Annotated in this window: 16 protein-coding genes; 3 read left to right on the top strand and 13 right to left on the bottom strand. The window is 42.2% G+C overall.

Annotation, left to right across the window (positions count from 1 at the left end):
* Positions 1 to 111: 111 nt before the first annotated feature.
* The 9 genes from ACIQ0H_RS05215 to ACIQ0H_RS05175 form a co-directional block, all read right to left on the bottom strand.
* Positions 112 to 666 (bottom strand): SpoIIIAH-like family protein, encoded by a 555-nt coding sequence (locus ACIQ0H_RS05215; protein WP_403411889.1) that lies wholly within the window; start codon positions 664 to 666, stop codon positions 112 to 114.
* Complete coding sequence (locus ACIQ0H_RS05210; protein ID WP_403411886.1) at positions 653 to 1,123, bottom strand: hypothetical protein; 471 nt, start codon at positions 1,121 to 1,123, stop codon at positions 653 to 655. Before ACIQ0H_RS05210 ends, ACIQ0H_RS05215 begins: the two co-directional genes overlap by 14 nt.
* A 198-nt stretch (positions 1,124 to 1,321) precedes the next feature.
* Positions 1,322 to 2,221 carry a stage III sporulation protein AE gene (locus ACIQ0H_RS05205; protein ID WP_403411883.1) on the bottom strand — a complete coding sequence of 300 codons (900 nt, stop codon included), beginning with the start codon at positions 2,219 to 2,221 and terminating at the stop codon, positions 1,322 to 1,324.
* A 15-nt stretch (positions 2,222 to 2,236) separates the two neighbouring features.
* Positions 2,237 to 2,614: a SpoIIIAC/SpoIIIAD family protein gene (locus ACIQ0H_RS05200; protein WP_403411880.1), complete on the bottom strand. Its 378-nt coding sequence runs from the start codon at positions 2,612 to 2,614 to the stop codon at positions 2,237 to 2,239.
* A complete protein-coding gene (locus tag ACIQ0H_RS05195; protein ID WP_403411877.1) occupies positions 2,614 to 2,823 on the bottom strand; it encodes a SpoIIIAC/SpoIIIAD family protein in 210 nt (69 codons plus the stop codon). Before ACIQ0H_RS05195 ends, ACIQ0H_RS05200 begins: the two co-directional genes overlap by 1 nt.
* Before the next feature lie 110 nt (positions 2,824 to 2,933).
* Positions 2,934 to 3,491, bottom strand: coding sequence for an elongation factor P (efp, locus tag ACIQ0H_RS05190; protein WP_403411874.1), 558 nt, complete (start codon positions 3,489 to 3,491; stop codon positions 2,934 to 2,936).
* 145 nt (positions 3,492 to 3,636) lie between these two features.
* Complete coding sequence (locus ACIQ0H_RS05185; RefSeq protein WP_403411871.1) at positions 3,637 to 4,698, bottom strand: M24 family metallopeptidase; 1,062 nt, start codon at positions 4,696 to 4,698, stop codon at positions 3,637 to 3,639.
* Between the two features lies 1 nt (position 4,699).
* Entirely contained in the window at positions 4,700 to 5,140 is a 441-nt protein-coding gene (gene aroQ, locus ACIQ0H_RS05180) for a type II 3-dehydroquinate dehydratase (protein WP_403411868.1), read from the bottom strand.
* 61 nt (positions 5,141 to 5,201) lie between these two features.
* Positions 5,202 to 5,630, bottom strand: a complete 429-nt coding sequence (locus tag ACIQ0H_RS05175; RefSeq protein ID WP_403411865.1) for a hypothetical protein — start codon at positions 5,628 to 5,630, stop codon at positions 5,202 to 5,204.
* A gap of 131 nt (positions 5,631 to 5,761) precedes the next feature.
* On the opposite strand from ACIQ0H_RS05175, the gene ACIQ0H_RS05170 reads away from it, so the two are divergent.
* Complete coding sequence (locus ACIQ0H_RS05170; protein WP_403411862.1) at positions 5,762 to 6,745, top strand: DUF1385 domain-containing protein; 984 nt, start codon at positions 5,762 to 5,764, stop codon at positions 6,743 to 6,745.
* Between the two features lie 388 nt (positions 6,746 to 7,133).
* Here ACIQ0H_RS05170 and ACIQ0H_RS05165 read toward each other — a convergent pair whose 3' ends face one another.
* The 3 genes from ACIQ0H_RS05165 to ACIQ0H_RS05155 all read right to left on the bottom strand — a co-directional run bounded on the left by ACIQ0H_RS05165 (position 7,134) and on the right by ACIQ0H_RS05155 (position 11,507).
* Complete coding sequence (locus ACIQ0H_RS05165; protein WP_403411859.1) at positions 7,134 to 7,622, bottom strand: VOC family protein; 489 nt, start codon at positions 7,620 to 7,622, stop codon at positions 7,134 to 7,136.
* A gap of 301 nt (positions 7,623 to 7,923) precedes the next feature.
* A complete protein-coding gene (locus ACIQ0H_RS05160; protein ID WP_403411856.1) occupies positions 7,924 to 10,488 on the bottom strand; it encodes a vitamin B12-dependent ribonucleotide reductase in 2,565 nt (854 codons plus the stop codon).
* 182 nt (positions 10,489 to 10,670) lie between these two features.
* Positions 10,671 to 11,507 carry a lipoate--protein ligase family protein gene (locus tag ACIQ0H_RS05155; protein WP_403411853.1) on the bottom strand — a complete coding sequence of 279 codons (837 nt, stop codon included), beginning with the start codon at positions 11,505 to 11,507 and terminating at the stop codon, positions 10,671 to 10,673.
* Between the two features lie 149 nt (positions 11,508 to 11,656).
* Between ACIQ0H_RS05155 and ACIQ0H_RS05150 the strand changes: the two genes are divergently transcribed.
* Both ACIQ0H_RS05150 and ACIQ0H_RS05145 read left to right on the top strand, forming a co-directional pair.
* Positions 11,657 to 11,986 carry a rhodanese-like domain-containing protein gene (locus ACIQ0H_RS05150; protein WP_403412385.1) on the top strand — a complete coding sequence of 110 codons (330 nt, stop codon included), beginning with the start codon at positions 11,657 to 11,659 and terminating at the stop codon, positions 11,984 to 11,986.
* Between the two features lie 73 nt (positions 11,987 to 12,059).
* Positions 12,060 to 13,325 (top strand): AAA family ATPase, encoded by a 1,266-nt coding sequence (locus ACIQ0H_RS05145; RefSeq protein WP_403411850.1) that lies wholly within the window; start codon positions 12,060 to 12,062, stop codon positions 13,323 to 13,325.
* Positions 13,326 to 13,376: 51 nt separating this feature from the next.
* Here ACIQ0H_RS05145 and ACIQ0H_RS05140 read toward each other — a convergent pair whose 3' ends face one another.
* A complete protein-coding gene (locus ACIQ0H_RS05140; protein ID WP_403411847.1) occupies positions 13,377 to 13,787 on the bottom strand; it encodes a hypothetical protein in 411 nt (136 codons plus the stop codon).
* Positions 13,788 to 13,919 lie beyond the last annotated feature (132 nt).

The raw sequence follows: 13,919 nt of genomic DNA, 5'->3' as shown, positions 1-13,919 counted from the left end.
CTATTTTAGACGTTTTCTCTCCATAATGAAATAGATATTAGTGATTTGTTATTGAAATCATCATTAAAAAAGAAAAAAGACCCTTATTTAGGGCCTTCACGTCTCCTTTTTTCATTCCTCAGTTCCACCTGTGAATTGAACTTTAACATCCCCTACATCCTCCCAGCTAGTTAACACATGCTGAGTGATTTCAGCCGCCAAAGTTTTGGACTGTCCCTCTGTGGACATGACTGTCACTTTCACTGCACCATCCTCCTCCGCACGTACGAATGCTTCCGGATAGCCAAGTGCGATAATTTCCAATTCCATAAGTGCTTCTGCAGTCTCCCGTTTGTCAATCTTCGCCATTTGATCTAACGCATCACTCTTCTCGGCGGCTGTATAGTCGGGAGATCCAACTTTCATCGTCAGTTGTTCACGTATTTTACTACGCTCATTACTGGCCTCCATGCGCATTGCTTCAAAAAGATACTGCTCTGCAAAAACGGGTGCTGTTTTGCCAGTGCCGTCCCCTTTCTCAGTTAGCGTCGGGGAGTCCTTCGACTCTTTCGCGAAAAGGGTTATGCCATCTAAAGTCATTGGTTTTTCCTTGAAGCTATAAATTGAAATCACTGCAACCAGACTAAGTAATGTTAAAAACCATACTGTTCTTTTATTCGTTCTCATTTGTATTCCCCCTATTATTCATTTCAACAATAACGATCCGATGTTCGGGTAATTGAAGGACGGTCGTCAAGATTTTGGACAATTGGTTTCGAATCTTGAGGTCTTTTGCACCTTCGGCAACGACAAGTATACCTTGTAGCTCATTCCCCTTTGCAGCTGTTGCGGTGGACGGTGAAAAGTAATTAGCCAACGGATTGGTAGCCTCTACATTTTCATAGTGGGGGTATAATAATACCTCTCCAATCCCTTCCACGTTCATCAATGCTTGTTCCAATTCTACGAATGCCCGGCTCTCCTCCTTCTTCCCCTTCTCCCCCCCGATACCTCCAAGACTAGAAGTAATAAAAATGATGACTAGGATAACGATCGTCCCGAGAAGGATGGGATGGATTTTACTTGTTGTTTTTTGCATATCATCACCATTTCCGTTCATTGAGCCGGTTATAGGACCTGTCATCAATGATTCATTTTATGCAATTTCATTAAAGGCTATGACCAAAAATTAAGAAGATTGACCGAATCATCCAAATGCCCATCGCAAGTTTAATAAGGGGCAGGAGATTATCTCCCGTTTCTTTCGGGAATATCAGTAAAATCGTGGAAGATAACAGCGTAATTAGCAAGACTCCTGTTAAAAAGATGCCATTTTCTCACCTCATTTCATCGTCGTCATTAGTTTGATAAGGATGACTGAAAAAAGTGCGGTATAGATGAAAGCGAAAGCAATTAGAAACGACACCGCACATAATACGAATAATGTTCTTCCGATATCATCTAAAATGCCTGTGATATCTTCATTGGCGAACGGTTCAATTAGCGCAGCGGTCCATCTATAGAAAAAAGCCGTTAGCAACGTTTTAATGGATGGGACGAGTGCGACTGTCCAAATGGTCGAAATGAGCCAGCCTCCAGCAAAAACGCTCACCCCCGACGAATAGCGGCCAATTGTCCCCATACTATCGGTCATGAATGAACCGATTAACGGGACATTTTGACGGATCAGTTCTTTAATTGGCTCGCTTGCAAAGCCTGACAACGCCCAAGACATCGAGCCACCCACAGTGATAAAGATAGAGTAAGCAGCCACCACAGCCGACACCGTTCCAAGAAGGGTCGTCCGAATAAGGTCCGCCATTTTAGAAAACGAAACTTCCGGGAGTATCCTCGTCACAAGGTCAAAAATGAGAGCCGCAGTCAATAATGGAATGAGGACCATTTCCGTTAGGACAACAGCACCATTGGCAAACAGCAGCATTGCAGGCTGAAAATTAAGTAGACTGAATGCCCCACCTGCCGCAATCATACTTGCAGTCAAAATTGGATAGACCCCGATGAACATCATCGAAATGGAATGTGCTATATCCCGAATCAGGGCCAGATGCTCGAACGCAGGTTGTAAGACGACAGCAATGACAATGAAGATCATCATCATCCTCGTCCACTTCGTAAATGAAGGGAATAAAAAATCGACCAACAATGCCATAAAGGTTGCAATGATTACGATGACGAAGCTTGATAGTACAGTTCCGAGTATCGATTCAATAAAGGTAATCATAGATGCCCAGTCCGATCATTTTGTAATGAGTGTCGACAGTATTTCGATGAGTTTGGTGGTCTGCGTAATCCACAAGGTAAGAATGGCAATTTTTACAGCAAAATGCATCAGCACCGCAAGCGAACCGTACCCCGCTTCTTCAATATGTTTGGCGATAAGCTCAGAAACATAAAACAAAATGGCGCTGCCAATCAATAGTTTTGCAAATGGATCCGGCAACGCTTCGAAAATGTTCGCAATCTTTTTACCAAACGGAAAAACGATCGTACTCAGTACGTAAAATAAAAAGAATAAAAAGAGGGATGTATACAACAGCGGTTGCAACTTAGGTACGGCAAATGCGATGAGCAGTAGAATGAGAAAGACAACTATCGTTTGGATTAGAATGAACATCAGACTGTCATCGACAACCATTGGAAAAATTCCATGATTTCCGAAAAGAAGATTTTAAGGAAACGCAACATTTCCGCAGTGATGTAAATATAGGCTATAAAAAATAGGAAATAGGAGAATTCCTTTTTGCCGGTCTGTTCGAAAAAAACATGTAGTAAACCGATAACTAAACCAATACCGGCAACACGTAGTAAATCATTCAACTCCATCTGGCGCTCCCCCCATTGCACTATCCTATGTGCAATGGGCTTATCATATGAATAAAAAAACACTTTGCTCCCCAATTGGGTTGCAAAGTGTTTTTTGTCTCTATTCCATATTAAGCACGTGAAACGTATTCGGATTCTTCCGTGTTGATGATTAGTTTATCGCCTGCGTTAACGAAAAATGGCACTTGAACAATAAGGCCTGTTTCAAGTGTAGCGGGCTTCGAACCACCGCTTGACGTATCACCTTTAATACCTGGCTCTGTTTCAGCAACTTCTAGTACGACAGTTACTGGCAATTCAACACCAAGAATTTCTTCTTTATATTGAATCACATGCACTTCCATATTTTCTTTCAAGAATTTTAATTCTTCTTCGATTTGTTTTGCAGGAAGTTCGATTTGTTCATAAGATTCATTGTCCATGAAGACATGATCGTCACCATTTGCATACAAATATTGCATACGTTTATTGTCGATTTGTGCTTTCCCAACTTTTTCACCTGCACGGAACGTTTTTTCATTGACGTTCCCTGTACGTAAATTACGCAATTTCGAACGGACGAATGCCGCGCCTTTTCCCGGTTTAACGTGTTGGAAATCTATAACGCGCCAAATATCCCCGTCTACTTCGATTGTTAAGCCTGTTTTAAAATCGTTTACTGAAATCATGATGATTCCTCCATTTACTAGATTATTAGATAGCTCGGTGATTTTCGAGCCCGACAGGAAGGTGGCCAAAAGCCACCAATTCCTGTCAACAGCAGTGCCGTAGTGGCCCTTATATAGGGCATCCAAGAACTTCTACTGGCTTACCTTATAAGATAAGTAGTTCTTTTGGTGAATGTGTTAGACGTACGTTGCCGTCCTCCGTCATCACGATATCATCTTCAATACGCACGCCGCCGATTCCCGGAAGATAGATCCCCGGCTCAACAGTGACAGCCATATTTGGTACAAGAACTGTTTCCGAACGGAAGGATAGTCCAGGTCCTTCATGTACTTCTAAGCCGATACCGTGTCCCGTGGAATGACCGAATGCCTCACCATACCCTTTGGACGAGATGTAATCGCGTGCAATCGCATCTGCTTCGATTCCTGTCATCCCAGGTTTAATCTCTTGTAAAGCTAGTTCTTGTGCAGCACGTGTTACTTCGTAAATTTCTTTTAGTTTGTCCGAAGGTTCCCCAACTGCAACCGTACGCGTAATGTCTGAAATATAGCCTTCATATAACGCACCGAAGTCAAGCGTGACAAGATCACCTGATTCAATCACTTTATCTGTTGCAACACCATGTGGCAGCGCCCCACGTAAGCCAGATGCCACGATAATGGAGAACGATGAAGATGTTGCCCCTTGTTTACGCATCGCGAATTCTAGTTCATTCGATACTTCAAGCTCGGTTACGCCAGGTTTGATGAATGTGCAAATATGTGCAAATGCATCATCGGCAATTTTAGCAGCTTTTCTCAAAATCACAAGTTCGTCTTCCGTTTTTACCATACGTAGTTTTTCAACAAGTCCCGAAACCGGTTTTAACGTCGCTTTAACTTGTGCATTGTATAACTCATAAAGACCATATGTCAAATCATCTTTTTCAAAACCAATTGTTTGAAGGCCCATACTTTCGGCTTGTACGGCAACTTCTTCTATAATGGTTTTCGCATGTTGGACAATACGGAAGCCCTCAATTTCTTTTTCTGCTTGTTCCGTATAGCGGAAATCCGTGATAAACACAGCGTCGTCAGATGAGATAATCGCCAGTCCAGCTGTCCCCGTAAAACCTGTCATGTAACGACGATTGAATTCATTAGTAACAAGTAGTGCATCAATTTCTTGTTCTTTTAGTAATTCACGTAATTTTGTCAGTTTCATCATTTCATTCCCCTTTTCTACGGAGGAGAAAAGCTTGAAAGGCGAGTTCATATCCGTCTGTGCCGAATCCCGACAGCTGGCCAATGCAGACCGGTGCAATGACTGATGTCTGCCTGAATGGTTCTCGACTATGTATGTTCGAAATATGGATTTCGATAACAGGTACTTGAATCGAAGCAACCGCATCACGTAAGGCAATGCTGTAATGCGTAAATGCACCTGGATTGAAGACAATGCCATCGAGACCGATGTCTTCCGCTTCATGGATCTTGTCGATTAAAGCACCTTCTATATTGGATTGGAAGAATGCCAATTCAACTCCGTGCTGTTCCGCAAGACTATCCAGTCTACGTTCGATATCCTCCAACGTTTCCGCACCATAAATGCCCGGTTCTCTTTTTCCAAGTCTGTTTAAATTAGGACCATTCAGAATTAATAATTTCACCCCATACCATTCCCCTCACCGTTTTCTTTCTTATTTTATCATATCGGTGTTGTCTAGCAACTCATTTCATACTTTCCCCTGAAAATTTCTTCATAAAAACAGCTGTCCCGGTGATAAATCGAAGAACGATGGCGATGATTGCAAGAAATGGGATAGACACAGATTTGATAGCATCGAAAGGCGTTTTAGGCGAACCAATCGTCCATTCAATAGCAAAGACAGCTATGATTGCAATGATAAGTGAAGTTACGGATGGCGGAATAGACGTTGTAAATGAAACAGCATAATAGACAACAGCTAATACAATGGTAAGTGCAATAAAAAGTAGCGTCCACTGGATTGTAAAATGAGCTGATGTAGCGAATTGCCCTTTCTTTGCCCATCCAACAGGCGACCAGTCGATGAAATTGAAAAGATGCAAAAACATGAGCGATAGTACCGTAAATAAAGCACTGAAAAGTGCCGTCCACAGTAAGGTTTTATTGATCATGGAAATCCCTCCTGTCTAAAGTGTCGGATGGTTCTCTATTTTTTAAACATCAATTGTGGAGTGTACGGCCGTTTTTTAGTACAATGGTTAAATAGGTTTTAGTTGATACGATAGAAAGTGTGGGAATGTATATGGGAAAAGAACAACAACCTCCTACTTATGGAGGACAAGCACTTGTAGAAGGGGTTATGTTCGCTAGCAAGGATCATACTGTGACAGCCATCAGGCGCAAAGATGATTCCATCGATTATTATCATCTGCCGAAAGAAAAAAATAATACGCGGATGAAATTGAAAAAGATTCCGTTTGTCCGTGGTATCGTTGCCTTGATTGAATCAGCCGGTATCGGTTCGCGTCATTTGACATTTTCTAGCGATCGTTATGATGTCATGCCCGGGGAAGAACAACAACAGGAGCCCGAAGAAACATCCAAATTAACCATGGTTCTCGGCGTAGCTGCAGTCGGTGTTTTGTCGTTTCTGTTCGGAAAATTCGTTTTCACACTTGTCCCGGTATTCCTAGCAGAAATGCTGCAGTTTATCGCACCTGGGAAACCCGCACAAATCTTACTAGAAAGTTTGTTCAAACTCATTTTATTACTTACGTATATTTCACTTATTTCGATGACTCCTCTCATTAAGCGAGTCTTTCAATACCACGGTGCGGAACATAAAGTTATCAATGCCTATGAAAATAATTTACCGCTGACAGTTGATAATGTACAAGCACAATCCAGGCTTCATTTCCGTTGTGGCAGTAGTTTCATTCTCTTCACAGTAATTGTCGGCATGTTCATCTACTTCCTGGTGCCAACAGATCCGCTCTGGCTACGTATTGTTAATCGGATTCTTCTGATCCCGGTTGTACTTGGTATTTCTTTTGAAGTATTGCAGCTAACCAACGCAATGCGTAATGTTCCTGTGCTGAAATATTTAGGCTACCCTGGATTATGGCTACAGTTATTGACGACAAAAGAGCCCGATAACAAACAGGTAGAAGTGGCGATTGCATCGTTTGAAAAATTATTAGAGATTGAAGAATACGGCATTAAAGTATTGGAAGCACCCGCTAAGACGGATACGAATTCTACAATTGAAACTATTCCTGTGAATTAAAAAAACGGAAGGCGCCGAATCAGGCACCTTCCGTTTTTTCAACTTGATTCAGCTGAAGTCAGCCACTTCAATAAATTGCGGGATGAATGTAAGAAGACATTCAAAACCGGGGGCTCAAACTCACTGCAGATTAAGGAGGAATAAAGTTCAATTCCTCCCAGTTGAGTCTCCGGCGGATGTCATAAACTTTGAAGGGAATTAATTGCGAAAGCGCAATTAAAAATTTGGACGCAATTACGCCAAGTGTAATTTTTGAATAAAGTTTGAGTGAATGTATGGGACCAACCCTTATTTAGTAGCCAAAGAAACCATTTTGAAAAAAGGTTGATCAAAGTGGTTTCTTATCTTATCGACGAGTTTGCTGTTTTGATAAAAAAGATTGGATATTTTATTTAATTTTCTCAGCCAGCTCCAAAATTATTCCTTCTGGACCACGAACGAAGCATAATTTATAAGCGTTTTCGTAGTTTTGTATCTCACCAATAAGTACTGCGCCTTTCTTTGTCAATTTGGTAACAAGGGCTTCAATATCTTCAACAGCAAAGGCAATATGCTGGATACCCAGAGTATTTGCTAAAGGACGCTGGATGCCATTTTCATCTGATGGCATGTGAAATTTTACTAGTTCTATATTTGCGTCACCGTCTGGCGTTCCCAACATTACTAGTTCTATATTTGCATCACCGTCTGGCGTTCGCAACATTGCAGCTTCCTCTTTAACGTCTTGAAGCCCTATCATCCGCTCCATCCTCTCCGCCCACTCACCTTCCACTTTTCCTTCCCCTAGCATTTCAAGGCCAAAGTCAAGAAAAAATGCTTTCGCGGTTGGAAGATCATTGACTATTATACCCACATGATCTATTCTACGGATTTTCATATCTCATACCACCTTTTTCCTAGTTTTATCATATATGTTCCTAAAGATTTCTTCTCGACTGCTTAATAGCTTTCCCTCTTTATTCAACAAACTGTCCCTTTAACGGAACAATTTATTTTCAATTAACAATTCATTAATCCACCTTTTAATTCAGATGTTCTTTCCCTTCATTATAAAAATACCCCTTTAGATAACCATATCCAAAGGGGGAAAACATCTCGACTTTATTCAAAACATCGTATCTTTTTTTATAAACATCGCGACTTTATTTCAAACCTACACCAAGGCGTAATTGATTTGATTATAAACCGCATTTCAATTGTGCATTACAGTTTGTACATGTATTACAGCCGCCCATTTCTTCAACTGTTCCTTGACGACAGACTGGACAAGTATCGCCCACTTCAGAGCCAATTGTGACGTTAGTTGACCGTAAGTCATGAACGGTATTGACTAGTACGACTTTCGGCTGTGCCGAAACGACTTCTTCGGTAATATCTGCATCCATATTATTTTCTTCAGCTTTCAACGTCAATACTTGGGAATCACGGCTACCATCAACATAAACAGTACCGCCTTTTGCTCCACCTTTATATAGACGCTCATAGACGCTCTCGACCTGTTCAACCGTATAGCCACGTGGCGCGTTAACCGTCTTAGATATTGAGCTGTCAATCCAGCGCTGAATGATACATTGGACATCCGCATGCGCTTCAGGTGCAAGGCTCATCGAAGAGATAAACCATTCCGGTAACTGATCCGGATCTGCTTCAGGATTATTCTGTAAATATTCTTCTACGATACCCGCTTTAACCTCGATGAATTTCCCGAGGCGACCACTGCGATAGTAAGTGAAGGAGAAATATGGTTCTAATCCTGTGGAAACTCCTACCATTGTCCCAGTGGATCCCGTAGGTGCAACAGTTAGTAGATGCGAATTGCGTATACCATATTCCAAAATCGATTGACGGATATCTTCCGGCATTTTTTTCATGAAGCCCGTGTTGATAAATGCTTCACGAAGTGCTTTTGTTTCTTCATCTGTTTGGCCGATGAGGAATGGGAAGCTGCCTTTTTCTTTTGCAAGTTCGACTGATTCACGGTAAGCCGTCGTTGCAATCGCCTCGAATACGTTGTCAACAAGTTCGTTACCTTCTGTCGAGCCGTATTCCTTTTCACAATAGATGAGCAAATCAGCAAGACCCATGACACCTAGTCCTACACGACGCTCGCCGAGAGCTTGTACTTTATTTTCTTCAAGGAAATAAGGTGTCGCATCGATGACGTTATCTTGCATACGAACACCAACTCGTACCGTTTCCATCAATTTTTCATAATTGACTGATTTTGTTTCTTTATCTGCAAATTCGGCAAGGTTGACGGCAGCAAGGTTACAAACACTATACGGTGCGAGCGGTTGTTCCCCGCATGGGTTTGTCGCTACGACTTGCTGACCATATGCTTTCGCATTTGTTTCATTGTTGGCATTGTCGATGAAGAAAATGCCTGGTTCTGCGGAATATGTTGCACAGATATTAATTAGGTCCCAGAGTGCACGCGCTTTGATGGTGCGGTAGACACGCACAGCGAATCCTTGACGCTCCCATTCGCGAACATCCCCAACTTTATGCCACTCTTCATTGTAAGCTGTCATTTCAACTGGTGAATATTTTTCCACTGCTGGGAACCTGAGCTCGTAATCTGCATCTTGTTCGACAGCTTTCATGAAATCATCCGTCAATGTGACCGAAATATTGGCGCCTGTGAGGAATTCCAAATTATGTACGGAATACGTCCCACCGTCGCGTAATTTCGATTCAGCATCGCGCATGATTGCTTCATTGAAGCCCCCCATACCTGGGATTGTCCGATAGTTCAAAATACCTTGATACATCGCTTCCTCTTGTACAGTCAGCGGTTTGAATTTCAGTTTATCACTGGCAAGCTTTTTAATCAGTTCGTCTTCTGTATGCTCCAGAAGGTAACGAAGAATACGCGGATTCTGCATTTTAGAGATGATAAATTCATAAATGTCAGGGTGCCAGTCCGCCAACATAATCATTTGAGCTCCACGTCTTGATCCACCTTGTTCCACAAGATGTGTCAATTTCGCTATATCGTCTAGCCATGAAACCGACCCAGACGATTTACCGTTGACACCGCGTGCAAGTGTGTTGCGTGGTCGTAATGTTGAACCATTCGTCCCTACACCGCCGCCTCGGCTCATAATCTCCATCACCTGTTTGCGATGATCGGAAATGCCTTCACGGGAGTCTGCCACAAAAGGCATAACGTAACAGTTGAAAAATGTGACTTCCGTATCTGAACCAGCCCCGTATAGTACTCGGCCCGCCGGGATGAAGTTCAAGTTCGACAGCTGATCATAGAATCGTTCAAATGATGCTTGGCGCTTGTCTTCCGTCGTTTCAACAGAGGCCAACCCAGTCGCATTACGCTTCGCAATCTGCTCATAAAATACTTCAAGTGGCTTCTCAACCGCATCGATTGGTCGTGTGATGATGCCTTTTTCCTGCTCTTCGGGATTATCAATCGCAGAACGAAATTCTTTTTCAATCCAAATATCCGCCTTGCCATTCTTATCGTCAATCGCAGTGATAAATCCAAGTCCACGTGCTGGGAACTTTGGATCCTCTTTTACTGTCAGTACGACAAAATCTCCCGCTTTCAGGGTTTTCTTTTCCGTATCCTTGAACGAATACCGATCAATCATAACGAGCCTCGAAACACCACTATGTTCGATTTTCATATCTGCTGTAATAGGATGCACTTGCGGGAATTTCGCAATATCTGCATTCAGTTGCACCTTGTCCAAAATTGGTTCTTGATGCTTTGAAACAATGACCATTCAAGCATCCTCCTTTTTAAATTCCTTCGTCCAACACAACATGTTGTGTTGGTTCTTTCTTTTAATCTACTACATATTGAGTAATTCTTCAACGACGACGTTTTTTACATTTTTCGTCAAACGCTTTATTCACGCCATTTGGATTGTCCGCACCACAAAAAATAGTACAAAAGTCACAGGCGTCATTTTTTAAATGTCCAGTCATTATTTGCATATTTTTGTCGTTCGATTTCCATGACAAATTCAAGTTGCTCCGATGTTAATTCCAATGGCTCAAGTTGCATTTCGAGCGCATCTTCAAATCCTTTCGCAAACGCCTCAACACATTCCTCAACTGACACCGTTCGGTCAATTAATCGATCAATCGCCACTGCTTTTTCCGGCAAACTGACACGCATTCGTTCGCGCTGCTCCTCCGATTTGAATTTAAATAAAGAAACAAGCTTGTCTTCGTCAAGACTTAAAAGTATCGCACCGTGCTGCAAAATGACACCTTTTTGCCTCGTCTGCGCACTACCGGCTACTTTCTTGCCTTCAACGACTAGCTCATACCAGCTTGGCGCGTCAAAGCACACCGCACTTTTCGGCTTTTTTAGGTCATTCGTTTGCTCGACCGTTTCTGGAACCGAAAACTTTGCGTCGAGACCTAAATTCCGAAACCCTTCAAGCACCCCTCCTGAAATAACGCGATACGCTTCCGTCACGGTTTCGGGCATATCTGGATAGCTTTCAGACACAATAACGCTATATGTAAGTTCATGCTCATGGAGAACTCCCCTTCCTCCGGTCGGGCGCCTCACAAAACCAAGGCCATGTTTATTTACTTCTTCCATGTCAATCTCTTTGTCAACGCTTTGAAAATAGCCAATCGAAAGCGTTGCCGGTTGCCATTCGTAAAATCGCAACACTGGTCCGATTTCCCCTTTGCTATGCCATTCCAACAATGCTTCATCAAGCGCCATGTTGAACGAAGCGCTGCATTTCCCCGAATTAATGAAGTGCCAAATCGTTTTTTTCATCCGAATTCCCCCTTCACAACGAATTTCATTTTATCATTCCCATTGAACTAGTGCCACCAAATCTTTATAATAGAAAAGTAGAAAGAAAGGGGAAAGTTGTTGTGGATTTTATTATCTTAGGGGCCGTTGTACTTATAGCGATTGGATACATGGTCGTAACGATGCTACGTCTTCGTAAAGCCGTTACAAATTTGACGCAAGATCAGTTTATCGAAGGTTACCGGAAAGCGCAGCTCATCGATGTGCGTGAGGCGAAAGATTACGATGCAGGCCACATTCTCGGCGCTCGTAATATCCCGTACTCCCAGTTCCGTCAACGTTTCAAAGAAATTCGTCCGGACAAGCCTGTTTACTTGTACGACCAAAATGGCGGAAAAAGTGCACGTGCTGCATTATTTTTAAAGAAAAAAGATTATGGACAGTTATTCCATCTACAGGGCGGTTTCCGTCTGTGGACGGGTAAAGTGAAAAGTAAGTAACGGCAAAGTTCTTCCTCCCGGAGGAACTTTTTTTCTAGAAAAAACCATTTTACCAAAAGAAATGGAGAGGCCTATGAAAAAAACAATATTATTCCCCATCGATCAAGATATGCGCGATCTACTACCCTTTTACGAAGATTATGCGACCGTCAATCGTCGCATCATCCAACAACTAAACAAGCGGCAACCACAAGACTGGCAAACCATACAAGCAGATGATTTGATCGCTCACTCAGAATTAGTCATCGATGAATTGATGAAAAAAGGACAATTACACTATGAATCCCTTTGCCATGTCTACGGCGTACGTCCGTCAGGAAAAGTAGAACGTTCCGATTCAGGGAATGGCTTCACATTACGTACTTCTGAAACAATTGAAAACCAACTAGTCTACCTTCCTGATTTTGATATCGCTTTCACCCAAATATTGTACTACGTTGGCAACGGTTCAACATGGCCTGAATTTCAATTCTTCGCATCCTCGGCGGAAAAAGTAAAGGTCTTCATCGAACAGGTCAATCATTTACAACGTGAAATGATGAAAACAACCGTCACTTACCTTGTCGATACAGACAATGGCGTTGAAAAGAAAAGCTTTGAACACGGAGAAAAAGTGGACCGGGATGATGTATTTCTTGGGGACACGATGAAAAACGATATATTTCGTGCCATTGATGAATTCTTCAAAGACGGCGGATTATTCTACAAGGAATATGGATTACCTTATAAACGGGGAATCTTGTTATACGGTGCTCCCGGAAACGGCAAGACAACGCTTGTCCGCTCTATCACCGGCTCAACAGCGGCACCTGTCATCTATTGGCAAATTACGGAGCATACGGGTAGCTATTCCGTGCAGGAAGTGTTTAATACCGTTGCAAGAATGGCACCCGCGATTCTTGTTATTGAGGATATTGACTCCATGCCCGAACATACGCGTAGCTCGTTTCTCAACACTTTAGACGGCGCTCGCGTGCGTGCAGGGCTGTTTATTATCGGCACGACAAACTACCCAGAAAAAATCGATCCCGCGCTTATTAACCGCGCTGGCCGCTTTGATAGTACCTATGAGATTCCATCACCTACTGCAGAAGTTCGACGTCAGTATTTGCAAAAGCTCGACAAAAAAGGATTGTTCAATGACGAACAACTAGACGACATGACAAAAAGAACTGCGGGATTATCCATTTCGCAGCTCAATGAATTATATATGTCCGCCGCACTCGGCTTTCATTATGATGGAACCATCGACTACGAACGCCGCATCAAAGATTTGCAAAAACAACATAAACGCTCTACAAAAGGTGCTTGGGAGCAAGATGGGTCGATTGGATTTTAAAAGGGAGCTGCCTTATCGGCCCTCCCTTTCCTTAGCAGATAACACTATTGTTCACCTTATTTCTTTCCACCATATATTTTTACTATGGATGAATTGCAAAAGAACCACCAAAATTAGAGCCACCACAGGGAAACATATCAATAATCTTATTTCATCTTCCGGAAACTTTTCTGTTGATGAAAAAACAAGCATAAAGTTAACATATACAAAAAGAATCGAAAAAAAGAATCCACTAGTCCCTATCACTTCTAAAATCCTTCCGACCTGATTTCCACTAATGAATAGATATACCAAAAATGGTAGTACACATAATACAGCAAGCAGCACGTAGCTTAGATTAGCCAATCCCCCCTCCAATAGATAATTGCCCAATGTCAATCGTAGGATGACTGCTGTCCCATAAACTAATAAAAATGCGCCTGCGATACATAGGATAAATAACATGCTTTTTGAATGCTTCAATTATCCACCCCTTTTCCTACCATCATATGAATTCAAGAAAAGCATCATCACCACTATTTTCTCTTAAACACGAAAAATAAGCGTAAAGAATCCCGATCAATATGGATTCTCTACGCTTATAACATTTTCAAT

It is taken from the genome of Sporosarcina sp. NPDC096371 (assembly GCF_044762865.1).
Taxonomy (GTDB): Bacteria; Bacillota; Bacilli; order Bacillales_A; family Planococcaceae; genus Sporosarcina.
The sequence above is the reverse complement of the archived record's forward strand: the minus strand, read 5'-3'. Positions and strand labels throughout refer to the sequence as shown.

Coding starts and splice junctions, on each gene's coding strand:
- ACIQ0H_RS05200 (WP_403411880.1), bottom strand. CDS start 2,614: ATGTTCATTCTAATCCAAACGATAGTTGTCTTTCTCATTCTACTGCTC.
- ACIQ0H_RS05205 (WP_403411883.1), bottom strand. CDS start 2,221: ATGATTACCTTTATTGAATCGATACTCGGAACTGTACTATCAAGCTTC.
- ACIQ0H_RS05170 (WP_403411862.1), top strand. CDS start 5,762: ATGGGAAAAGAACAACAACCTCCTACTTATGGAGGACAAGCACTTGTA.
- ACIQ0H_RS05165 (WP_403411859.1), bottom strand. CDS start 7,622: ATGAAAATCCGTAGAATAGATCATGTGGGTATAATAGTCAATGATCTT.
- ACIQ0H_RS05215 (WP_403411889.1), bottom strand. CDS start 666: ATGAGAACGAATAAAAGAACAGTATGGTTTTTAACATTACTTAGTCTG.
- ACIQ0H_RS05185 (WP_403411871.1), bottom strand. CDS start 4,698: ATGATGAAACTGACAAAATTACGTGAATTACTAAAAGAACAAGAAATT.
- ACIQ0H_RS05160 (WP_403411856.1), bottom strand. CDS start 10,488: ATGGTCATTGTTTCAAAGCATCAAGAACCAATTTTGGACAAGGTGCAA.
- efp (WP_403411874.1), bottom strand. CDS start 3,491: ATGATTTCAGTAAACGATTTTAAAACAGGCTTAACAATCGAAGTAGAC.
- ACIQ0H_RS05145 (WP_403411850.1), top strand. CDS start 12,060: ATGAAAAAAACAATATTATTCCCCATCGATCAAGATATGCGCGATCTA.
- ACIQ0H_RS05175 (WP_403411865.1), bottom strand. CDS start 5,630: ATGATCAATAAAACCTTACTGTGGACGGCACTTTTCAGTGCTTTATTT.
- ACIQ0H_RS05210 (WP_403411886.1), bottom strand. CDS start 1,123: ATGACAGGTCCTATAACCGGCTCAATGAACGGAAATGGTGATGATATG.
- ACIQ0H_RS05155 (WP_403411853.1), bottom strand. CDS start 11,507: ATGAAAAAAACGATTTGGCACTTCATTAATTCGGGGAAATGCAGCGCT.
- ACIQ0H_RS05150 (WP_403412385.1), top strand. CDS start 11,657: ATGGTCGTAACGATGCTACGTCTTCGTAAAGCCGTTACAAATTTGACG.
- ACIQ0H_RS05195 (WP_403411877.1), bottom strand. CDS start 2,823: ATGGAGTTGAATGATTTACTACGTGTTGCCGGTATTGGTTTAGTTATC.